The sequence below is a fragment of the Rhizobium ecuadorense genome (assembly GCF_001187535.1).
Lineage (GTDB): Bacteria > Pseudomonadota > Alphaproteobacteria > Rhizobiales > Rhizobiaceae > Rhizobium > Rhizobium ecuadorense.
Window position 1 is genome coordinate 188,228 of sequence record NZ_LFIO01001065.1, and the last position, 19,298, is coordinate 207,525.

Sequence of the window (19,298 nt, forward strand, 5' to 3'; positions counted from 1 at the left end):
AAGGCGGGGGCCGGGGATGAAGCCGTCGACGATGGTGGTTCGGCCGGCGCCGGGGAAGAGCAGCCGGGCCATCGTCCGGCTCGGCGCGATCACCGTGCCCGCGGCGATCGGCCGGTCCGGCCGCACCGTGATCAAACGCGAGGGCGACGGCGCCACGCCGATCGCCTCGATGAGGCTGATATCCGGCTTCCGGCGTGGCGAGCGGAACGGCCGGCTCGTCACTCCGCTTGCGTTGCGCCGCATTCGCGCCGACATGCTCTGGTGCGATCAGCCGGACAATGCCAGCTATAACCGCCTCGTCAGGGCACCGTTCGGGGCAAGCCATGAGGAACTCCAGCGCGGCGACGGGCTCTACGATATCTGCCTGGTGATGGACTGGAATATTTCCTCGCGGGCGCGTTATCGCGGCTCGGCGATCTTTTTTCACCTGATCAGGCCGGGCTACGAGCCGACGGCCGGCTGCGTGGCGGTCAGCCTGCGCGACATGCGCCGGCTTCTGCCGCATCTTCGGAAGGGGACGATTGTCCGGGTCCTCTGATTGTCTTCCGGATCCGGCCGCCTATATGTTTCCGGTGACCGAGCGCTCAGGCTGAAATGTGCTCCGGGACGCTCGAAAAGTGCGGGCGCAATTCATGCCTCGTCCAATTCTTCAAACTCCCGGAGATATCGTGTGACCGCTCAACCCATCATCACTTTCCATGACGGACATTCCATTCCCCAGGTCGGCCTCGGCGTCTGGCAGACGCCGCAGGAGATCGCCGCTCCGACGGTGCGCGCGGCGATCACGGCCGGCTATCGCCATATCGATACGGCGTCCGGCTATGACAACGAAGAGGGTGTCGGCGAAGGCATCCGTTCCTCCGGCCTCGACCGCAAGGAGATCTTCGTCACCACCAAGCTCAGAAACACCGACCAGGGCTACGACAATACGCTCAGCGCCTTCGACGGCAGCCTGAAGAAGCTTGGTTCCGACTATGTCGACCTCTATCTCGTTCACTGGCCGTCGCCGCATCGCGGCCTCTACACCGAAACCTGGAAGGCCTTCGTGCGCATCCGTGAAGAGGGCCGCGCCCGCTCGATCGGCGTGTCGAATTTCTGTCCCGAACATCTGGAGCGCATCATCGGCGAAACCGGCGTCGTTCCCGTCATCAACCAGATCGAGCTGCATCCCGACTTTCAGCAGAAGGCGGCGCAGGAGGCACACAAGAAACTTGGTATCGCCACCGAATCCTGGAGCCCGCTCGGCCAGGGCCGGTTCATCTCGAACCCTGTGATCGGTGAGATCGCTGGGAGATATCGGAAGACGCCGGCCCAGGTCATCATCCGCTGGCACCTCGATACCGGCCTCGTCGTCATCCCGAAATCGGTGACGCCGTCGCGCATCGAGGAGAATTTCCAGGTGTTCGACTTCAAGCTCGATGCCGACGATATGGCGGCGATCGCCAGGCTCGACAGCGCCGGCGCCCGCATGGGACCGGACCCGATGACGGCAACCTTCTGATCAGAGCAGAGATGATGGCCGCCCCGGCGAAATCGCTTGCGGGCGGCCATTGCATGCCGGACATTGCATGCCGGAGAACATGGCGGCTCTTGTCCGGCGTAACGCCGCCGTCAATAATTACATCTCGAGGACCCATTGGTCGGCGTAAAGCCGTAATCGCAGGCATCGTTCAGGCGCTGCTGACGACCGATGGATCCGGTATAATCGCCCGGGTTGCTGAAGGCGCGCGCGGGATACCAGTAGCCGTTCGCACTCTTGATATAGCCGGGCCGGCGGTTTTCGTAGCCGCGATAGCCGTTGAGCGCCGGCACCTTGGCTTGCGCGACCTGCTGCGCCAGATCGGAAGCCGCTGCGATGGGCGGTGCCGTCGGATGGAGCGGCGCGGCCGTGGCGACGTCGATGTTCGCCAGGAATGCAAATACGCCCAGGATCGTCAGTGGCAGACGTGCCGCCGTTTTCTGTCTCATGACTATTCTCCCAATCACAACGCGGCGCTTTGCTGGCGTAGCCAGGCCCGTTGCACCGAGATCGGAGCGAACGCCCGAAAACGTGCCTGTCGACGTCGCGCGAAATGCGCCTGAAAGCGCCATCTCGATGAAGCCACAGGCATTTCCCGATGTCGATTGCTCGAACGGGTGAAATCGGGACATGCAGGCCATGCCCGGATGAGCCGATGGGATCATCGCCCATCGAGGTGTCGAAGACCTCAGTGGCATAAAATGCAAAGCCCACCGATGCGCTTGAGGCGCATCGGTGGGCTTTAGTTCTCACCCGTTTAGTGGATCAGTTCCACTCGCGGATATCGACAAAGTGACCGGCGATCGCGGCGGCCGCCGCCATTGCCGGCGAGACGAGGTGCGTGCGGCCCTTGAAGCCCTGACGGCCTTCGAAGTTGCGGTTCGAGGTGGAGGCGCAACGCTCGCCCGGCTTCAGGCGGTCGTCGTTCATGGCAAGGCACATAGAGCAGCCCGGCTCGCGCCAGTCGAAACCGGCGGCCTTGAAGATCTTGTCGAGGCCTTCGGCTTCCGCCTGTTCCTTGACGAGGCCGGAGCCCGGAACAATCATCGCATCGACGGTTGCGGCAACCGTCTTGCCCTCGACCACCTTGGCGACTTCGCGCAGATCCTCGATGCGGCCGTTCGTGCAGGAGCCGATGAAGACGCGGTCAAGCGTGATGTCGGTCATCTTGGTGCCGGGCTTCAGGCCCATATAGTCGAGCGCGCGCCATTTGGAGGTGCGCTTGGTCTCGTCCTGGATGTCGTCGGGGTTCGGGACGATTCCCTGAACGGAGATGACGTCCTCGGGCGAGGAGCCCCAGGAGACGATCGGCGGCAGGCTGGCGGCATCGAGCACGACGACGCGGTCGTAATGCGCGCCCTCGTCGGTCTGCAGCGTCTTCCAGTAGGCGATCGCCTGTTCCAGCGCCTCGCCCTTCGGCGCGCGCGGCTTGCCCTTGATGTATTCGAAGGTCTTTTCGTCAGGGGCGATCAGGCCGGCGCGGGCGCCGCCTTCGATCGTCATGTTGCAGATGGTCATACGGCCTTCCATCGACAGCGAGCGGATCGCTTCGCCGGCAAATTCGATGACGTGGCCGGTGCCGCCGGCAGTACCGATTTCGCCGATGATGGCGAGGATGATGTCCTTGGCGGTGACGTGCGGCGGCAGCAGGCCGTCGACCCGCACCAGCATGTTCTTGGCCTTCTTCTGGATCAGCGTCTGGGTCGCCAGCACATGCTCGACCTCGGAGGTGCCGATGCCGTGCGCCAGCGCGCCGAAGGCGCCGTGCGTCGAGGTGTGGCTGTCGCCGCAGACGATGGTCATGCCGGGCAGGGTGAAGCCCTGTTCCGGGCCGACGATGTGGACGATGCCCTGGCGCTTGTCGCTTGCCGAATAATATTCGACGCCGAATTCGGCGGCGTTGGTCGCCAGTGCTTCCACCTGGATGCGGCTTTCCTCGTTCTTGATGCCGAGATGGCGGTCGGGCGAGGTCGGAACGTTATGGTCGACGACGGCGAGCGTCTTTTCCGGGGCGCGAACCTTGCGGCCGGTCATGCGCAGGCCTTCGAACGCCTGCGGCGAGGTGACTTCGTGGACCAGATGGCGGTCGATGTAGAGAAGACAGGTGCCGTCTTTCTGTTCGTCGACCAGATGATCGTCCCAGATCTTGTCGTAGAGGGTACGCGGTGCGCTCATGGCGTTAAGTCCGTTTTTTGGATGCTTTTGGGAAATCGAGAAAAAGCGGATCAAGCTCCGCCGGCCGTCATTCGATCAACGAAGTCGGCTGTTGAGCGCACCGGATACGCATGCAAAGAACCGCGCCGGCAGGCGATAATGGTCCTGCAGCACGAAAATATGCGCGCCAGTGCATCTGAACTTGGATTCCATCGCCTGCATATACCGATTTTTCGCGGCGGCTTCAATTTGAATCATCAAGACCGCGTTCGCAGACCCCCCGAGCCGTGTCACGGCTGTCGATCATTCACCGCGACTTCATCCATTTCTCCGTCCGCCGCAGCGCCAGCGACAGGCCGATCGTCAGGATCAGGTAGATATAGGTGACGATCGAATAGGTCTCGAAGAAGCGGAAGGAGCCGGCGGCATAGACCTTGCCCATCTGGGTGATGTCGGCGACGCCGAGTACGGAGACGAGCGATGAATCCTTCACCATCGAGACGAAATCGTTGGACAGCGGCGGGAAGATCACCCGGATCGCCTGCGGGAAGACGACGGAGCGGAAGCGCCGGTAGCGGGAAAGGCCGAGCGCCTTGGCCGCCTCGATCTGGCCGAGATCGACCGATTGGAAGCCGGCTCGGAAGATTTCGGCAATGAAGGAGGAATAGCCGATCGTCAGCGCGATGATCGCCCGCCACATCAGCGACAGATCGCGCACCAGAATGGGTTCGGCCATGCCTGAACTCACCAGCGGCGAAATCAGAAAATTATAGCCTGCGACCAGAGCCGGGGCGCCGACGAAGGCGACGTAGAACAGGAGCACGAGGATCGGGATGCCGCGGATGATCTCGATGTAGAAGCGCGCGATCTGGCGCAGCACCCGGCTGTCGGCCATGCCGAGCAGGCAGATGCCGAGGCCGAGCACGGTGGCAAGCACGAAGGCAACCAGCGTGACGAAGACGGTGATGCCGACACCGTTGACGACGGTGCGGAAAACCTGGGCGTAGATATCGTTGGTGACGATGACGACGGCAAGGACGACGCCGATCGCGACGAGCGCGACCAACCACCAGGGATAGTCGTCCTTGACGTGTCTGTCGGGAGATGGTCGCAAAGCCATCAGCAATGGCTCGGCGTCATTCGCCCATCTTGTAGTCGAGGAACCACTTCTTGTTCAGCGCATCCAGCGTGCCGTCGGCCTTGAGGGCTGAAATGGCGGCGTTGACGGGAGCGACGAGATCGGAGCCCTTCGGGAAGATGAAGCCGAAATCCTCGGTGCCGAGCGGCTCGCCGATCAGCTTCAGGGCGCCGTTCGAGGCGTCGACATAACCCTTGCCGGCGGTGCCGTCGGTCAGCACCACATCGACGTCGCCGGCCTTCAGCGCCTGAACGGTGGCGCCGAAGGTTTCGAAGAGCTTGATGCGCGGGTTCTGCTCATTGCCGTCGAGCACCTCGTAGACGGCGGTGTAGAAGGGCGTGGTGCCGGGCTGGGCGCCGACCAGGCCATCCTTGAATTGCGCGAAGGACTTTCCATCGGTGAAACGTTTCTCGTCGCCGCGCACCAGCATGAACTGCTGCGAACGCATATAGGGATCGGAGAAATCCACCTTCTGCTTGCGATCGTCCTTGATGGTGATGCCGGTCATGCCGATGTTGTACTGGCCGTCGGACACCGCTTGGATCATCGCGTCCCAGCTGGTGTTCTGGTATTCGACCTTGAAATTCAGCCGCTTGGCGATCTCGTTCATCGCATCATATTCCCAGCCGATCGCCTTGCCGGATTTCGGATCGACGAACTGCAGCGGCGGATAGGCATTCTCGGTGACGACGACGACGCTCTTGCCGCCGAGATCGGGCAGCTCGGCTGCCGATGCGGCCAAGGGTGCGAGCGCAAGGGCAGCGAAGCTCGCAAGGACAGTACGACGAAACAGCATGGAACGGCTCTCCGGGATTGAACGGCGAAAATTGTCACGGAAAGCTTGCCGAAGGCAAGGCCGCCGGCTGCGTGCCCAAACAAAAAAGAGAAAAGGCGACCCGAAGGCCGCCTTTCCAAGCAAAAGAATTTTGCTCCAAGCAAAAGAGTTTTGCGTGGCGCAGATCTTATTCTGCAGCCGGTTCCGCTGCTGCGGCTGCTGCTTCTGCGGCGGCCTTTTCAGCGGCTGCCTTGGCTTCCGCAGCTTCTGCTGCTGCCTTCTCAGCGGCGAGCGCCTGAGCGGCTGCAATCTTTTCAGCTTCGATGCGTGCCTTTTCCTCGGCAATGGCAGCGCGCTCGGCATCGTTGAGCTTGCGGGCGCGGACGCCGGTGTCTTCAACGATACGGGCAGACTTGCCGCGACGATCACGGAGGTAATAGAGCTTGGCGCGACGGACCTTACCGCGGCGAACGACGTCGACGCTTTCGATCATCGGCGAGTAGACCGGGAATACGCGCTCGACGCCTTCGCCGTAGGAGATCTTGCGGACCGTGAAGTTTTCCTGCAGGCCGCCGCCGGAGCGGGCGATGCAGACGCCTTCATAGGCCTGAACGCGGGTACGGTTGCCTTCCGTGACCTTGACGTTGACGCGGACGGTGTCGCCCGGGGAAAATTCGGGAAGCGTACGCTTGGCTTCGATCTTGGCGGCCTGTTCGGCCTCAAGCTGCTGAATGATGTTCATCGTCTTAACCTTTGGTTCTTCTGAAACAGCCAGAGCGCTCGACACTGATCCTTTGGAACTGGCCTCAGGACTTTGCCCTTCAGGGCGGGAGCGGGTTCGCCATTCTTTGTTTGCTGGCAGACGGGGATAACCCCATTTCCGCGTGCGCCAATACACGAAAGGCCGGGGCTTGTCATCCCTCGCACGACATTTTTGTGAAGAGGAGGCTGGAATCAGCCGTTTTTCTCGGTTTTCGCCCTTTCCAGGAGGTCCGGCCGCCGCTCCCGCGTCAGCCGCACCGCCTCCTGGTGCCGCCATTTCTCGATGGCGCCGTGATTGCCCGATGTCAGAATCGCGGGGATTTCCCGGCCTTCCCACGCCTGCGGCCTGGTGTAATGCGGATGTTCCAGCAGCCCGCCTTCGAAGCTTTCGTGCAGGCCGGAAAGATCGTTGCCCATGACGCCGGGCAGGATGCGGATGATCGCGTCGAGCACGATCAGCGCCGCCGGCTCGCCGCCTGACAGAACGTAGTCGCCGATCGAGACCTCCTCCAGTCCGCGCGCCTCGATCACCCGCTGGTCGACGCCCTCGAAGCGGCCGCAGACGATGATGACGCCATCGCCTGAAGCAAGCGCGCGCACACGCTCCTGCGTCAGCGGCCGGCCGCGCGGGCTCATCAGCAGGCGCGGGCGGGTATCGTTATCAGGGGTGCTGTCGATCGCGCGGGCGAGAACGTCGGGTTTCAGCACCATGCCGGCGCCGCCGCCGGCCGGGGTGTCGTCGACGGTGCGGTGCTTGTCGGTCGCGAAATCGCGGATCTGCACCGCATCCAGCGACCATTGCCCGCGCTCCATCGCCTTGCCGGCGAGCGAGAAGCCCAGATGCCCCGGAAACATTTCCGGATAGAGTGTCAGCACGCTCGCCCGGAAGGCCATCACTTCTTCTTTTTCGGCTTGTCCGCGGTGAATTTCGAAAGCTCTTCGGGATCGTCGACCAGCCCCGCCGCCAGCGGGTCGATCAGCAATGTGCCGGCCTCGAGGTCGATCTCCAGCACCGAGGCTTCGGAGAAGGGGATCAGCACCGGGCGCTTGCCCGGACCCTTGAGTTCCAGCAAATCGCCGGCGCCGAAATCGAAGACGCCAGTGACGGTGCCATAGCTGGCACCCTTGTCGTCGCGTGCTTCGAGACCTTCGAGATCGGCATAGTAGAACTCGTCATCTTCAAGCTCCTCGTCCGGCAGGTTGTCGCGCTCGATATAGAGTTCGAGCCCGTTCAGCGCCTCGGCGGCATTGCGGTCGTTGACGCCGCGGAAACGGACGACGACCACATTCTTCGTCTCGCGGATTTCGAGGACTTCGAAGCTGCGGCCGTCCATGCTGTGCAGGTGGCCGTAGTCGCCAAGGGCGCTCGGATCGGCCGTGTAGGCCTTGGCGCGCACCTCTCCCCGGAGGCCTTGCGCGCCGCCGATCGTCGCCATCAGAACGGGGTTTTCAAGCTTTGTCATGGGTTCCTTCATGTGAAGCCGAAAGACAGGTTTCTCATAAACGAAGTGCGGGTAATTGGAAACGAAAACGGGCGGCATGTCGCCATGCCGCCCGTTAGACAGGGGATTGTCCCGATTATTCCGCGGCGTCGGCAGCAGCAGCGGCGGCGTCAGCCACCTTCTGAGCCTTTTCGGCGGCGCGCTCCTGGGCGCGCTTGCCCGGCTTTGCCTTGACCGGGTTGTTCTTGGCTTCGCGCTTGGCAACGCCGGCTTCATCGAGGAAGCGCAGAACGCGGTCGGTCGGCTGGGCGCCGTTTTCGATCCAGTGCTTGATGCGCTCGGCGTTCAGCTGAACGCGCTTCTCGTCGTCCTTGGCGAGCATCGGGTTCCAGGAACCGAGGTTTTCGAGGAAGCGGCCGTCACGCGGGCTGCGCGCATCGGCGAGAACGACGTGGTAGTACGGGCGCTTCTTGGAGCCACCGCGGGCGAGACGAATTTTCAGTGCCATGTTCTTTACTCCTTAGGCTTTTCTTGATCGCCTGATCAGGCGGGTTATCGGGCTGCGGCGCTTTGTTCAGCGTGATCCGCAGCGATCTGCTCATGATGCCGGATGACTTCCTTGATGACGAAGTTCAGGAACTTCTCGGCGAAATCCGGGTCCAGATTGGCGGCTTTCGCCAGCTGGCGAAGGCGTTCGATCTGGTATTCCTCGCGCGCCGGATCGGCCGGCGGCAGATTGTATTTGGCCTTCAGCACGCCGACCTCTTTGGTGCAGCGGAAGCGTTCGGCCAGCATGTGCACGAGAGCGGCGTCGATATTGTCGATCGACTGACGATAGCTCGCGAGCTGGGCTTTGACGTTTGGATCAATCATGGGGCAAGCGATCCTTTCACTTCTTCTTCGGCAATCCGGGCAATCCCGGGAAACCACCGCCCAGACCCGGCAGCTTGGCGCCGCCGAGGCCAGGCAAACCACCCGGCAGACCGCCGAGACCGGGCATACCCCCACCCGGCTTTCCAAGTCCCGCTGCTTCGGCCTGCTTCTGCAGGGCCTCGAGCTGGCGGGGATCGATATTCGAGAGATCGGGCATGCCACCCATGCCGCCGCCAAGCCCCATCTTGCCGGCAAGGCCGCCCATCATCTGCTTCATCATGCCGCCTTTGCCCTTGCCGCCCATCATCTTCATCATGTCGGCCATCTGGCGGTGCATCTTCAGAAGCTTGTTGATGGCGGCGGCATCGGTGCCGGAGCCGGCGGCGATGCGCTTCTTGCGCGAATGCTTGAGCAGGTCGGGATTGGCGCGCTCGGCCCTGGTCATCGACTGGATGATGGCGATCTGGCGGCCGAAAAGCCTGTCGTCGAGGCCGGCGGCGGCCATCTTGTCCTTCATGCCGGCCATGCCGGGCATCATTCCCATGATGCCGCCCATGCCGCCCATCTTCTGCATCTGGCGCAGCTGGTCGGCGAGGTCGTCGAGGTCGAACTTGCCCTTGGCCATCTTGGCAGCCATGGCGGCCGCCTTCTCGGCGTCGATATTCTCGGCGGCGCGCTCGACGAGCGAGACGATGTCGCCCATGCCAAGGATGCGGTCGGCGATGCGGCGGGGATGGAACTCCTCGAGCTCGCTCATCTTCTCGCCGACGCCGATCAGCTTGATCGGTTTGCCGGTGACGGCGCGCATCGAAAGGGCGGCACCGCCGCGGCCGTCGCCGTCCATGCGGGTCAGCACCAGACCGGTGATGCCGACGCGTTCGTCGAAGTTGCGGGCGAGGTTGACGGCGTCCTGACCGGTCAAGCTGTCGGCGACCAGCAGGATTTCATGCGGGTTCGAGCGCTTCTTGATGTCGGCCATCTCGACCATCAAGGGCTCGTCGATATGGGTGCGGCCGGCGGTGTCGAGGATGACGACGTCATGGCCGCCAAGTCTTGCCGCCTGCACGGCGCGGGCGGCGATATCGGTCGGCGACTGGCCGGATATGATGGGCAGCGTATCGATGCTGGCCTGGGCGCCGAGCTGGCGAAGCTGCTCCTGGGCTGCCGGACGGCGCGTGTCGAGCGACGCCATCAGCACTTTCTTCTTATCGCGCGTCGACAGGCGATGGGCGATCTTGGCTGACGTCGTCGTCTTGCCGGAGCCCTGCAGGCCGACCATCATGACGACGACGGGGGCGGGCGCATGCAGGTCGATGCCGACGCCTTCGCCGCCCAGCATTTCGATCAGCTCGTCATGGACGATCTTGACGACCATCTGGCCGGGTTTGATCGACTTCAGGATCTCGGCGCCGACGGCCTTTTCACGCACGCGGTCGGTGAAGGAACGCACGACGTCGAGCGCGACGTCGGCCTCCAGCAACGCACGGCGAACCTCGCGCAGCGCTGCGGAAACATCGGCTTCCGAAAGCGCGCCACGGCCTGTCAGTCCATTCAGAATGGATCCAAGACGGTCCTGGAGGTTTTCAAACATCGGCTCTTCCTTGATACGTTTCGGGCGGGTTCTGTATGCCCGGAAACGTCGTGCTTTTCCTTGACGAAAACAAGACGCAAAGCCAAAAAGCACCCGAGGGCGCATCGCGCTGTCGGGTGTTGACCTCCGGGATCTCAGGTCCCGGTCGGCGGCTCGGAGTCATGCGGCTCGTCGCGGATTGGGCGCGATAAACAGGAAAGCCGGGCGAAAGTCAAGCGAATGCGGACTGAAGACCGCAGAGCGGGCGTTTCGCGAGACTGCGCGGTCCTGATGCGACCGGTTAAATTTCCCGCGGACAGTCCAAACGCCATAGAGGCCAGTTGCAAAATATCCCAGTTGTGATTCTACTTTCTACTTAAGTGCATCTTGTAATGATTCGTGAATATCCTTGATGCCGGATGATCCGGCGGAGATATCGAATGATAAGTCCTGATATTGAGAGCTGGGCACTGGCACGAGCCCATCATATTGTCCTGAACGAAGGCCTTAGTCTTGCAAAAGCGGCACAGGATCTGGACCGCAAGCGGTCCCGCTCGCTGGTCTACGAGCTGAGAAAGGTCATCACCGCCGCCATCGTCGAAGCGCATACGGCGTCTTTTGCTTCCGATGGTGTTGAGCGGTAAAGCCGGACTGTCCCTAAGCGGCGGCCGGCGGCATAGGTGCGCGGCACTCACCCACTGGTAATTCCTTCGCATTTCCGCCATATACAGCGGAAACACGGACGGAAGATATTATGAGCGCAACGGTCGAATTCGCCAGGATGAACGGGCTTGGCAACAAGATCCTGGTCGTCGACATGCGCGGTCGGCCCGACAAGGTGATGCCCGCGGCGGCGGTGGCACTCAATGCCGACCCGCAGACCGAGTTCGACCAGATCATGGCGATCCATGATCCGAAGGCCGACGGCACCGATGCCTTCATCGATATCCTGAATTCCGACGGCTCGAAGGCGCAGGCCTGCGGCAACGGCACGCGTTGCGTCGTGCAGGCGCTGGCCGCCGAAACCGGCCGCAGGGCCTTCACCTTCCAGACGGTCGCCGGCATCCTCAACGCCGTCGAACACGAGGACGGGACGATCTCCGTCGATATGGGCCGGCCGGTCTTCGATTGGAACAAGATCCCGCTGGCGGAAGAATTCCACGATACCAGCCGCATCGAACTGCAGATCGGCCCGATCGACAATCCGGTGCTGCATTCGCCGTCTGTCATGTCGATGGGCAATCCGCATGCGATCTTCTGGGTGGACCGGGACGTGATGTCCTACGATCTCGCCCGTTTCGGGCCGTTGCTGGAAAACCATCCGATGTTTCCCGAGCGCGCCAATATCACGCTGGCGCAGGTGACCTCGCCGACATCGATGACGACGCGCACCTGGGAGCGCGGTGCGGGGCTGACGCTTGCCTGCGGCTCGGCAGCCTGTTCCGCCGCCGTCAGCGCTGCGCGCACCGGGCGCACCGGCCGCAAGGTGACGATCAACGTGGCGAGCGCCAAGCCGCCGGCTGTGCTGTCGATCGAATGGCGCGAGCGCGACGATCACGTCATCATGACCGGCCCGGCCGAATGGGAATGGTCGGGCAGGCTCGATCCCTCGACCGGCCTGTGGTCACGGGACGCGGACCGGGGAGCCGAGGCGCAGTGAGCGGCATCGAGGTCATTACCTTCGGCTGCCGCCTCAACACATATGAATCCGAAGTGATGAAGGCGCAGGCCGAGAAGGCCGGGCTCAACAATGCCATCCTGGTCAACACCTGTGCGGTGACCGGCGAGGCCGTGCGCCAGGCCCGCCAGGCGATCCGCCGGGCACGGCGCGACAATCCGCATGCCCGCATCATCGTCACCGGCTGTGCCGCGCAGACTGAGAAACAGACCTTCGCTGAAATGGCGGAAGTCGATGCCGTGCTCGGCAACGAGGAGAAGCTTTCGAGCGCTTCCTATCGCAGCCTGCCGGATTTCGGCGTTTCGGCCGAGGAGAAGCTGCGCGTCAACGACATCATGAGCGTCAAGGCGACGGCGCCGCAGATGGTGAGGCACATCGACGGCCACGTGCGCGCCTTCATCCAGGTGCAGAACGGCTGCGACCACCGCTGCACCTTCTGCATCATCCCCTATGGCCGCGGCAACTCCCGCTCGGTGCCGATGGGAGCGGTCGTCGACCAGGCCCGTAAGCTCGCCGACAGCGGCTACCGCGAAATCGTGCTGACCGGGGTCGATGCCACCAGTTATGGCGGCGATCTGCCGGGCGCGCCGACGCTCGGGCTTCTGGCCAAGACGCTCCTGAAGCAGATTCCCGATATTCGTCGCCTCAGGCTTTCCTCGATCGACAGCATCGAGGCCGACGCCCATCTGATGGACCTCATCGCCGATGAGCCGCGCTTCATGCCGCATCTGCATCTATCGTTGCAGCATGGTGACGACATGATCCTGAAGCGGATGAAGCGCCGGCATTCGCGCGCCGATGCGCTGCGTTTCATCGAAGAGGCGCGCCGCCTCCGCCCCGAAATGAGCTTCGGCGCCGATATGATCGCCGGCTTCCCGACGGAGACGGAAGAGATGTTCGGCAATGCTGTGCGGCTGGCCGAAGAGGCCGACATCGCGCATCTGCATGTCTTCCCCTACAGCCCGCGCCCCGGCACGCCAGCCGCCCGCATGCCGCAGCTCGACCGGTCGCTGGTCAAGAAGCGCGCCGCCAGGCTGCGCGCCGCTGGACATAGGCTGCATCTATCCCATCTCGACGGCATGGTCGGAACCCGGCAATGGCTGCTTGTCGAAAACAACGGCCTGGCGCATACGGAGAACTTTACGCTGGTCGCAGCACCCGGCCTTCGCCCCGGCGACCTTGTGCCGGCCACGATCACCGGCCACAATGGCAAACATCTCGACATGCAATTGACGGCCGCCGCCGCGGCCTGACTTTTCACGGAATCCCCATGGCGCTCAGTTTCATCAAAAAGGTCTTCACCTTCGGCAAGGACAAGCCGGCGGAAGAGCCCGTGCCCGATGCCGTGGTAAGGGAGCTCGAGCCGCGCTCGCGCGCGGAGGATCTGCCGGTCGCGGATGATCCGGTTCTTCCCGAGGAGATGGATACGGCGGGCGGACCGGCGGGGGATATTGATGAAGCGTCAGTAGAGCCGGAACCTGTCGACGCTGAAACGGAAGTGCTGCCGCCGGCCGATCATCTGGCCGACATGGGCGTCGTGCCATTGTCGCTGCTGGAGGCCGAGGCGGAGGCGGAGGAAAATACCCCCCCTACCCTGCCGGGCGTCCCCCCCACAGGTGGAGGGACTGAGCAATTGGATGCCGCTCGCCAGACGATGGATGCGCAGAGTGAGCCGGCCGCTTCGGATGATGCCGTCAATACGGCGGAAAACATTGCCGCGAGTTTCCCCCCACCTGTGGGGGGGATGCCCGGCAGGGTAGGGGGGGAGGCTACGGACGGCGACATCTCAGCCGAAGCGCCTCTGCCACCATCGGAGCCGATGGAATCGGCGCCAGCCGTTGAGCCGATCCTCCCCAAAGGCTTCGCCACCGGCCCGGCAATCGTCGAATCGCAGCCCATCACCCCACAGCCGAAACCCAGCTGGTTCCAGCGCCTGCGCAACGGTCTCGCGCGCACCTCCTCGCAGCTGACCGGCCAGATCACCGCGCTTTTTACCAAGCGCAAGCTGGATGACGAGACGCTGCAGGATCTCGAAGACCTGCTGATCCAGGCTGATCTCGGCGTCGAGACCGCGCTGCGGGTCACCGATACGCTCGCTTCCGAGCGCTACGGCAAGGACGTCACCGGCGAGGATGTCAGCCGGATCATGGCGTCCGAAATCGCCAAGGTTCTGAAGCCGGTCGCCAAGCCGCTGCAGCTCGACCTCTCGCACAAGCCGCATGTCATCCTCGTCGTCGGCGTCAACGGCACCGGCAAGACGACGACGATCGGCAAGCTGGCGGCAAAACTTTCCGGCGCCGGGCTGAAGGTGATGCTGGCCGCTGGCGACACCTTCCGTGCCGCGGCGATCGAGCAGCTGAAGATCTGGGCCGAGCGAACGAATTCCGAATTCATCGGCACCAAGCTTGGCGCCGACGCCGCCGGCCTTGCTTATGACGCCTTCGAACAGGCGAAAGCCCGGAAATGCGACGTGCTGATCGTCGATACCGCCGGCCGCCTGCAGAACAAGGCCGAGCTGATGGCCGAGCTCGAGAAGATCGTGCGTGTGCTCGGCAAGCTCGATCCCGATGCGCCGCACACCGTGCTGCAGACGCTCGACGCGACGACGGGGCAGAATGCGCTGAGCCAGGTCGAGATCTTCCGCAACGTCGCCGGCGTCAACGGGCTGATCATGACCAAGCTCGACGGCACGGCACGCGGCGGCATCCTCGTCGCCATTTCCGCCAAGCACAAGCTGCCGGTCTACTTCATCGGCGTCGGTGAGGGTGTCGACGATCTGGAGCCGTTCGAAGCCGAGGATTTCGCGCATGCCATTGCCGGACTTCCCCAATGATGCCACAGATATGCCGCCGAAAGCCTGCAAGGCACGACCGGCAACCAGATTGTCAGGAATAGCAGGTTTGACGAACGCATGAGCACCGAAAGCGATATCACCCCCACCCCGGCCGACCGGCATCATCCGCTGCTGAAGCTGGCGCTGGAACTCGGGCCGCTGATGATCTTCTTCTTCGCCAATCTGCGCGGCCAGTGGCTGGTGGAGAAATTTCCTGCGCTTTCGGAGCTCGGTGGGCCGCTGTTCGTCGCAACCGGCCTCTTCATGGCGGCGACGATCCTTTCGCTTGTCGTTTCGAAGATCGTGCTCGGTCATCTGCCGATCATGCCCTTTGTCTCCGGCATCGTCGTCGTTATCTTCGGCTCGCTGTCGATCTGGCTGCAGAACGAGACCTTCATCAAGATGAAGCCGACCATCGTCAACGCGCTCTTCGGGGTGGCGCTGCTCGGCGGGCTCGCCTTCGGCCGATCGCTGCTCGGCTACGTCTTCAACGCCGCCTTCCAGCTCGATGCCGAAGGCTGGCGCAAGCTCACCATTCGCTGGGGCATCTTCTTTCTGTTCCTCGCCGTGCTGAACGAAGTTGTCTGGCGCAATTTTTCGGACGATACCTGGGTCGCCTTCAAGGTCTGGGGCACGATGCCGATCACCATCATCTTCACGCTGGCGCAGATGCCGCTGGTGCTCAAGCATAGCATCAACCTGGAAACGGACGGCGAAACGTGAGCGCTGCAGAGGCGGAAGATCGTGTGAGACACCAGAGCTTCTGGTTCGTCGCCTGCCTTGCGGTGCTGGTCGCCCAGATCGTCACCGAATATCTGATGGGCCGCGTGCCGATCTGCGCCTGCGGTTATGTCAAGCTGTGGGAGGGCGGGGTCAATACCAGCGGCAATTCGCAGCATCTGTCGGATTGGTACACGCCGTCGCATATCATCCACGGCTTCCTGTTCTACGGGCTCGGCCATCTCGTCCTGCGCCGCAAGCCGCTGGCGGCACGGCTGCTGCTGGCGCTGGTGATCGAATCCGGCTGGGAGCTGCTGGAAAATTCCCCGCTCATCATCGACCGCTACCGCACGGCGACGATCGCGCTCGACTATTACGGCGACAGCATCCTGAATTCGGCAATGGACACCGTCTTCATGTGCCTCGGTTTCTTCTTCGCGTCGCGCGCGCCGGTGGCGCTGACGGTGGCAATCGCCCTCTTCTTCGAAATTTTCACCGGCTATGTGATCCGCGATAATCTGACGCTGAACGTGGTGATGCTGATCTGGCCGGTGGAGGCGATCAAGGTCTGGCAGGGCGGGGTTTAGGCCCAGGTCTTCACCCGGATGAAACTTACGAAGCCGGCTTCCCCAGCGCCTTTTCCATCGCCGGAAACAGCCCTTCCTTCAGGCTGATATTGTCGAAGGGGCCGACGCGTTTGTAGAGGATCGTGCCGTCGGGAGCGACCAGATAACTTTCCGGAATGCCGTAGACACCCCAGTCGATCGCCGCCTTGCCGTTCGGGTCGATGCCGATCGCCTGATAAGGATTGCCGAGTTCGCCGAGGAAACGCAGGGCGTTGTCGTTCTGGTCCTTGTAATTGATGGCGACGATGTTCAGCCGTCCGTCTTTCGCCAGTTCCTTCAACACGGGATGTTCGTCGCGGCAGGGCACGCACCAGGAGGCGAAGACGTTGACGAGGGTCAGCTTGCCCTTGATGGCAGCATCGGTCAGCGCCGGCAGATTGGCGCCCTCGAGCGGCGGCAGGTTCAGTGCCGGTGCCTTGGTGCCGATCAGGGCGGAGGGGATTTCGGTGATGTTCTTGCCGTGGAAATCCTGGTCGTAGAGCATCTTTGCCGCCGTTGCCGCGATGCCGCCGAAGACGATCAGCGGCAGAAGCGCCAGCGCAGAACGGCCAAGTCCGCGCGGTTTGGCGGTCGTGGTTTCAGGCGCTTCGCTCATTCGCCGTCCTTTGCACGCGCCGAGCGGCGGCGAATGCCGGCGGCCTCGAGGGCTGCGAGCTCACGGCGACGCGCCTGACCGTCGGCCCAGGTCCAGAGGGTGACGGCGGCCGTCACGAGGGCGGCAAAACCGTAGGATGCGTAGACATAGAAGGCGTGCGTCAAATTTGTTCCTCGCGGCTGGCCATGCGGGCGGCGAGACGGCGCTGGGCGGCGATGCGGCGGCGCCAGATCTCGTTCCTCATCGCCATGATATGCAGCGTGAAGAAGAGCAGGGTGAAGGCGATCGCCATGACGAAGAGCGGCCGCAGGAACTCCGGATCGATCGCCGGGCCGTCAAGGCGCATCACGCTTGCCGACTGATGCAGCGTGTTCCACCACTCGACCGAGAATTTGATGATCGGGATGTTGACGAAGCCGACGAGGATGAGCACGGCGGAAACGCGCGCGGCCTTCGACGGATCGTCGATGGCGCGGCTAAGCGCGATCAGGCCGAGATACATCAGGAAAAGCACGAAAACGGAGGTCAGCCGCGCATCCCACACCCACCAGGTGCCCCACATCGGCTTGCCCCAGAGCGAGCCGGTGACGAGGGCGAGCAAAGTGAAGGCGGCGCCAAGCGGGGCGGCGGCCTTGGCGGAGACGTCGGCGAGAGGATGCCGCCAGACGAGCGTGCCGATCGCCGAGACGCTCATCACCGTATAGCACATCATCGAAAGCCAGGCCGCGGGCACGTGGACATACATGATGCGCACGGTCTCGCCCTGCTGGTAATCGCCTTCCGTGGAGAAGCTGAGATAGAGGCCGACTGCGAAACAGAGGGTAGTAATGCCTGCCAGCCACGGAATGATGCGCGCCGCCAGCGCCAGAAACCGCGTCGGGTTGGCGAGGTCGCTGAATTTGCTGATGGCAAGGCTCGTTTCGCTCATGTCCGCTTCCTTACCTTGATCCGGCTTTTCCCGCAATCGAATGGCTGGTCAATCCTGGTCAATCCGCCGTGTTTCGCAGCGCGAGAGCGGCGGCGGCCGGGCCGATGACCGCGAAAAACAGGGTCAGGGCGATGAGGATGAGGAAGGGTGGCAGGAACGGGGCGGGATCCTCGACGGCGGCATAGGTGGCGCTGACGCCGAAGATCAGCACCGGGATGGCCAGCGGCAACACCAGGATCGAAACCAGTAGACCGCCGCGGGGCAGGGCGACGGCGACGGCAGCGCCGACGGCGCCGATGAAGGTGATGGCGGGCGATCCGACGAGCAGCGTCAGCATGGTGGCGGCAATTGCCGTCTCGTCCATATTCATGAACAGGCCGAGCAGCGGTGAGGCGATCACCAGCGGCAGGCTGGTCGCCGTCCAGTGGGCGAAGCATTTGACCAGCACGGTAAGGACCAGCGGCGTGTCCTGCATCAGCATAAGGTCGAGCGATCCGTCGTCGCGTTCGGCCTGGAACAGCCGGTCGAGGCCGAGAAGGGCGGCAAGCAGGGCGCCGATCCAGACGATGGCGGGGCCGATGCGGGAGAGAAGCTTGAGATCGGGGCCGACGCCGAAGGGGATGACGGCGACGATCGTGAGGAAGAACAGCACGCCGATCAGCGCACCGCCGCCGGCGCGGATCGAGAGTTTGAGATCGCGGAGGAAGAGGGCGGTCATGCGGGGCGGCTCTGTGCGGTTGATGGGGCGGCACCCCCCTCTGCCCTGCCGGGCATCTCCCCCACAAGGGGGGAGATTGGCAAGATGCACCGGTTTCGCGAAACCTTGATCGTGCGCCGAGCGGCTGCGGCTATCTGCGGCGTTTCATTGGGGCAAGAGGGCGCCCCTGGCCGATCTCCCCCCTTGTGGGGGAGATGCCCGGCAGGGCAGAGGGAGGTAGCGACACGGCAAACCATCATCCCCATACCCCCGCATCCACACCTGAAAAACCCGTCATCTTCAACTCCTGCGCATTCTTCAATCCCAGCGGCTGGTGCGTCGCCGCCAGCACGATGCCGCCTTCGGCCAGATGCGCTTCGATCAAGCCGGCGAACAGCCGGTCGGCGCTGGCATCGAGTGCCGCCGTGGGTTCGTCGAGGATCCAGACGGGGCGGTGGGCGACGAGCAGTTTGGCGAAAGCTATCCGGCGTTGCTGGCCGGCGGAGAGGTAGCCGAAGGGAAGATGGGTTATCCCCGGTAGGCCGACGGCGTCAGCGGCGTCCTGGACGGAGAGGCCGGTGCTTCCGAGGAAACTGCGCCAGAAGTCGAGATTTTCTGCAACTGTAAGTTCATTCTTCATCGCATTCCGATGGCCAAGATAGTGGCTGGCCTCGCCGGGATACCTGTCTTCCCGGCCCTCTCCGCCGCGGAAGATCACAGTGCCCTTGTCCGGCCTCAGGAGACCGGCGACGACGCGCAGTAAAGTGGACTTTCCCGATCCATTTCTGCCCGTCAGAATGAGCGCCTCACCGGCTGCCAAGTGAAAGGAAATGTTAACAAAAATGAGATCCTCACCGCGCCTTGCAGCCAGATTTTCGGCGGTGAGATGCATGCGTCGGCTCTTTCTTGGTTTCGGCTTCCGAAGAGGTCAAAAAATCTCGGATTTTGACGGTGCTCGGGTATGGCAAGTTTTTAGGAAATTATCTAT

Annotated in this window: 24 protein-coding genes; 8 read left to right on the forward strand and 16 right to left on the reverse strand. The window is 63.0% G+C overall.

The window, feature by feature from the left end; all coding sequences use genetic code 11:
• Nucleotides 1–16: 16 nt before the first annotated feature.
• Entirely contained in the window at nucleotides 17–538 is a 522-nt protein-coding gene (locus AF337_RS19690; RefSeq protein WP_049733377.1) for a L,D-transpeptidase family protein, read from the forward strand.
• Nucleotides 539–670: 132 nt separating this feature from the next.
• Nucleotides 671–1,501, forward strand: coding sequence for an aldo/keto reductase (locus tag AF337_RS19695; RefSeq protein WP_049733378.1), 831 nt, complete (start codon nucleotides 671–673; stop codon nucleotides 1,499–1,501).
• Nucleotides 1,502–1,611: 110 nt separating this feature from the next.
• Here AF337_RS19695 and AF337_RS19700 read toward each other — a convergent pair whose 3' ends face one another.
• The 11 genes from AF337_RS19700 to ffh form a co-directional block, all read right to left on the reverse strand.
• Complete coding sequence (locus tag AF337_RS19700; protein ID WP_049733379.1) at nucleotides 1,612–1,968, reverse strand: hypothetical protein; 357 nt, start codon at nucleotides 1,966–1,968, stop codon at nucleotides 1,612–1,614.
• Between the two features lie 316 nt (nucleotides 1,969–2,284).
• Nucleotides 2,285–3,694, reverse strand: a complete 1,410-nt coding sequence (gene leuC, locus AF337_RS19705) for a 3-isopropylmalate dehydratase large subunit (protein ID WP_049733380.1) — start codon at nucleotides 3,692–3,694, stop codon at nucleotides 2,285–2,287.
• A 75-nt stretch (nucleotides 3,695–3,769) separates the two neighbouring features.
• Complete coding sequence (locus AF337_RS42425) at nucleotides 3,770–3,931, reverse strand: hypothetical protein (RefSeq protein ID WP_003589725.1); 162 nt, start codon at nucleotides 3,929–3,931, stop codon at nucleotides 3,770–3,772.
• A gap of 49 nt (nucleotides 3,932–3,980) precedes the next feature.
• Nucleotides 3,981–4,793 carry an amino acid ABC transporter permease gene (locus tag AF337_RS19710; protein WP_049733381.1) on the reverse strand — a complete coding sequence of 271 codons (813 nt, stop codon included), beginning with the start codon at nucleotides 4,791–4,793 and terminating at the stop codon, nucleotides 3,981–3,983.
• Nucleotides 4,794–4,809: 16 nt separating this feature from the next.
• On the reverse strand, nucleotides 4,810–5,607 hold the full coding sequence (locus AF337_RS19715) for a basic amino acid ABC transporter substrate-binding protein (RefSeq protein ID WP_049733382.1): 798 nt from the start codon (nucleotides 5,605–5,607) through the stop codon (nucleotides 4,810–4,812).
• Between the two features lie 166 nt (nucleotides 5,608–5,773).
• Nucleotides 5,774–6,328, reverse strand: a complete 555-nt coding sequence (rplS, locus tag AF337_RS19720; RefSeq protein ID WP_049733383.1) for a 50S ribosomal protein L19 — start codon at nucleotides 6,326–6,328, stop codon at nucleotides 5,774–5,776.
• A gap of 212 nt (nucleotides 6,329–6,540) precedes the next feature.
• Nucleotides 6,541–7,242 carry a tRNA (guanosine(37)-N1)-methyltransferase TrmD gene (gene trmD, locus AF337_RS19725; protein ID WP_049733384.1) on the reverse strand — a complete coding sequence of 234 codons (702 nt, stop codon included), beginning with the start codon at nucleotides 7,240–7,242 and terminating at the stop codon, nucleotides 6,541–6,543.
• The gene (gene rimM / locus AF337_RS19730; RefSeq protein WP_049733506.1) at nucleotides 7,242–7,811 is read right to left on the reverse strand and encodes a ribosome maturation factor RimM; all 570 of its coding nucleotides are present in this window, start codon (nucleotides 7,809–7,811) and stop codon (nucleotides 7,242–7,244) included. Before rimM ends, trmD begins: the two co-directional genes overlap by 1 nt.
• A gap of 115 nt (nucleotides 7,812–7,926) precedes the next feature.
• Complete coding sequence (gene rpsP, locus AF337_RS19735; protein ID WP_003589731.1) at nucleotides 7,927–8,298, reverse strand: 30S ribosomal protein S16; 372 nt, start codon at nucleotides 8,296–8,298, stop codon at nucleotides 7,927–7,929.
• Between the two features lie 44 nt (nucleotides 8,299–8,342).
• Entirely contained in the window at nucleotides 8,343–8,663 is a 321-nt protein-coding gene (locus tag AF337_RS19740) for a chorismate mutase (RefSeq protein WP_003543666.1), read from the reverse strand.
• A 16-nt stretch (nucleotides 8,664–8,679) separates the two neighbouring features.
• A complete protein-coding gene (gene ffh / locus AF337_RS19745) occupies nucleotides 8,680–10,254 on the reverse strand; it encodes a signal recognition particle protein (protein ID WP_049733385.1) in 1,575 nt (524 codons plus the stop codon).
• Nucleotides 10,255–10,652: 398 nt separating this feature from the next.
• Here ffh and AF337_RS19750 point away from each other — a divergent pair, with 398 nt between their 5' ends.
• The 6 genes from AF337_RS19750 to AF337_RS19775 all read left to right on the forward strand — a co-directional run bounded on the left by AF337_RS19750 (nucleotide 10,653) and on the right by AF337_RS19775 (nucleotide 16,051).
• Nucleotides 10,653–10,877, forward strand: coding sequence for a hypothetical protein (locus AF337_RS19750; RefSeq protein WP_190238067.1), 225 nt, complete (start codon nucleotides 10,653–10,655; stop codon nucleotides 10,875–10,877).
• A 110-nt stretch (nucleotides 10,878–10,987) separates the two neighbouring features.
• Nucleotides 10,988–11,893 (forward strand): diaminopimelate epimerase, encoded by a 906-nt coding sequence (gene dapF, locus AF337_RS19755; RefSeq protein WP_049733387.1) that lies wholly within the window; start codon nucleotides 10,988–10,990, stop codon nucleotides 11,891–11,893.
• Nucleotides 11,890–13,164 carry a tRNA (N(6)-L-threonylcarbamoyladenosine(37)-C(2))-methylthiotransferase MtaB gene (gene mtaB / locus AF337_RS19760; RefSeq protein ID WP_049733388.1) on the forward strand — a complete coding sequence of 425 codons (1,275 nt, stop codon included), beginning with the start codon at nucleotides 11,890–11,892 and terminating at the stop codon, nucleotides 13,162–13,164. The genes dapF and mtaB overlap by 4 nt, the downstream gene beginning before the upstream one ends.
• 17 nt (nucleotides 13,165–13,181) lie before the next feature.
• The gene (gene ftsY, locus AF337_RS19765; protein WP_049733389.1) at nucleotides 13,182–14,744 is read left to right on the forward strand and encodes a signal recognition particle-docking protein FtsY; all 1,563 of its coding nucleotides are present in this window, start codon (nucleotides 13,182–13,184) and stop codon (nucleotides 14,742–14,744) included.
• 78 nt (nucleotides 14,745–14,822) lie between these two features.
• A complete protein-coding gene (locus AF337_RS19770) occupies nucleotides 14,823–15,467 on the forward strand; it encodes a septation protein A (RefSeq protein WP_049733390.1) in 645 nt (214 codons plus the stop codon).
• Nucleotides 15,464–16,051, forward strand: a complete 588-nt coding sequence (locus tag AF337_RS19775) for a DUF2585 domain-containing protein (RefSeq protein WP_049733391.1) — start codon at nucleotides 15,464–15,466, stop codon at nucleotides 16,049–16,051. The genes AF337_RS19770 and AF337_RS19775 overlap by 4 nt, the downstream gene beginning before the upstream one ends.
• Before the next feature lie 25 nt (nucleotides 16,052–16,076).
• On the opposite strand, the gene AF337_RS19780 is transcribed toward AF337_RS19775, so the two are convergent.
• The 5 genes from AF337_RS19780 to ccmA all read right to left on the reverse strand — a co-directional run bounded on the left by AF337_RS19780 (nucleotide 16,077) and on the right by ccmA (nucleotide 19,202).
• Nucleotides 16,077–16,685, reverse strand: a complete 609-nt coding sequence (locus AF337_RS19780; RefSeq protein WP_049733392.1) for a DsbE family thiol:disulfide interchange protein — start codon at nucleotides 16,683–16,685, stop codon at nucleotides 16,077–16,079.
• The gene (gene ccmD, locus AF337_RS19785) at nucleotides 16,682–16,849 is read right to left on the reverse strand and encodes a heme exporter protein CcmD (protein ID WP_049733393.1); all 168 of its coding nucleotides are present in this window, start codon (nucleotides 16,847–16,849) and stop codon (nucleotides 16,682–16,684) included. Before ccmD ends, AF337_RS19780 begins: the two co-directional genes overlap by 4 nt.
• A complete protein-coding gene (locus AF337_RS19790) occupies nucleotides 16,846–17,613 on the reverse strand; it encodes a heme ABC transporter permease (protein ID WP_049733394.1) in 768 nt (255 codons plus the stop codon). Before AF337_RS19790 ends, ccmD begins: the two co-directional genes overlap by 4 nt.
• Nucleotides 17,614–17,671: 58 nt before the next feature.
• Nucleotides 17,672–18,331: a heme exporter protein CcmB gene (ccmB, locus tag AF337_RS19795; RefSeq protein ID WP_049733395.1), complete on the reverse strand. Its 660-nt coding sequence runs from the start codon at nucleotides 18,329–18,331 to the stop codon at nucleotides 17,672–17,674.
• 235 nt (nucleotides 18,332–18,566) lie between these two features.
• Nucleotides 18,567–19,202, reverse strand: a complete 636-nt coding sequence (gene ccmA, locus AF337_RS19800) for a heme ABC exporter ATP-binding protein CcmA (protein WP_049733396.1) — start codon at nucleotides 19,200–19,202, stop codon at nucleotides 18,567–18,569.
• Nucleotides 19,203–19,298 lie beyond the last annotated feature (96 nt).

Bases quoted from the DNA above. Each gene is read 5' to 3' on its own strand.
- ftsY (WP_049733389.1), top strand. From the start codon at position 13,182: ATGGCGCTCAGTTTCATCAAAAAGGTCTTCACCTTCGGCAAGGACAAG.
- ffh (WP_049733385.1), bottom strand. From the start codon at position 10,254: ATGTTTGAAAACCTCCAGGACCGTCTTGGATCCATTCTGAATGGACTG.
- AF337_RS19780 (WP_049733392.1), bottom strand. From the start codon at position 16,685: ATGAGCGAAGCGCCTGAAACCACGACCGCCAAACCGCGCGGACTTGGC.
- AF337_RS19715 (WP_049733382.1), bottom strand. From the start codon at position 5,607: ATGCTGTTTCGTCGTACTGTCCTTGCGAGCTTCGCTGCCCTTGCGCTC.
- AF337_RS19770 (WP_049733390.1), top strand. From the start codon at position 14,823: ATGAGCACCGAAAGCGATATCACCCCCACCCCGGCCGACCGGCATCAT.
- AF337_RS19790 (WP_049733394.1), bottom strand. From the start codon at position 17,613: ATGAGCGAAACGAGCCTTGCCATCAGCAAATTCAGCGACCTCGCCAAC.
- AF337_RS19740 (WP_003543666.1), bottom strand. From the start codon at position 8,663: ATGATTGATCCAAACGTCAAAGCCCAGCTCGCGAGCTATCGTCAGTCG.
- trmD (WP_049733384.1), bottom strand. From the start codon at position 7,242: ATGGCCTTCCGGGCGAGCGTGCTGACACTCTATCCGGAAATGTTTCCG.
- AF337_RS19750 (WP_190238067.1), top strand. From the start codon at position 10,653: ATGATCCGGCGGAGATATCGAATGATAAGTCCTGATATTGAGAGCTGG.
- ccmB (WP_049733395.1), bottom strand. From the start codon at position 18,331: ATGACCGCCCTCTTCCTCCGCGATCTCAAACTCTCGATCCGCGCCGGC.
- leuC (WP_049733380.1), bottom strand. From the start codon at position 3,694: ATGAGCGCACCGCGTACCCTCTACGACAAGATCTGGGACGATCATCTG.
- rplS (WP_049733383.1), bottom strand. From the start codon at position 6,328: ATGAACATCATTCAGCAGCTTGAGGCCGAACAGGCCGCCAAGATCGAA.
- rimM (WP_049733506.1), bottom strand. From the start codon at position 7,811: ATGACAAAGCTTGAAAACCCCGTTCTGATGGCGACGATCGGCGGCGCG.
- AF337_RS19700 (WP_049733379.1), bottom strand. From the start codon at position 1,968: ATGAGACAGAAAACGGCGGCACGTCTGCCACTGACGATCCTGGGCGTA.
- AF337_RS42425 (WP_003589725.1), bottom strand. From the start codon at position 3,931: ATGATTCAAATTGAAGCCGCCGCGAAAAATCGGTATATGCAGGCGATG.
- rpsP (WP_003589731.1), bottom strand. From the start codon at position 8,298: ATGGCACTGAAAATTCGTCTCGCCCGCGGTGGCTCCAAGAAGCGCCCG.
- AF337_RS19690 (WP_049733377.1), top strand. From the start codon at position 17: ATGAAGCCGTCGACGATGGTGGTTCGGCCGGCGCCGGGGAAGAGCAGC.
- ccmA (WP_049733396.1), bottom strand. From the start codon at position 19,202: ATGCATCTCACCGCCGAAAATCTGGCTGCAAGGCGCGGTGAGGATCTC.
- dapF (WP_049733387.1), top strand. From the start codon at position 10,988: ATGAGCGCAACGGTCGAATTCGCCAGGATGAACGGGCTTGGCAACAAG.
- AF337_RS19710 (WP_049733381.1), bottom strand. From the start codon at position 4,793: ATGGCTTTGCGACCATCTCCCGACAGACACGTCAAGGACGACTATCCC.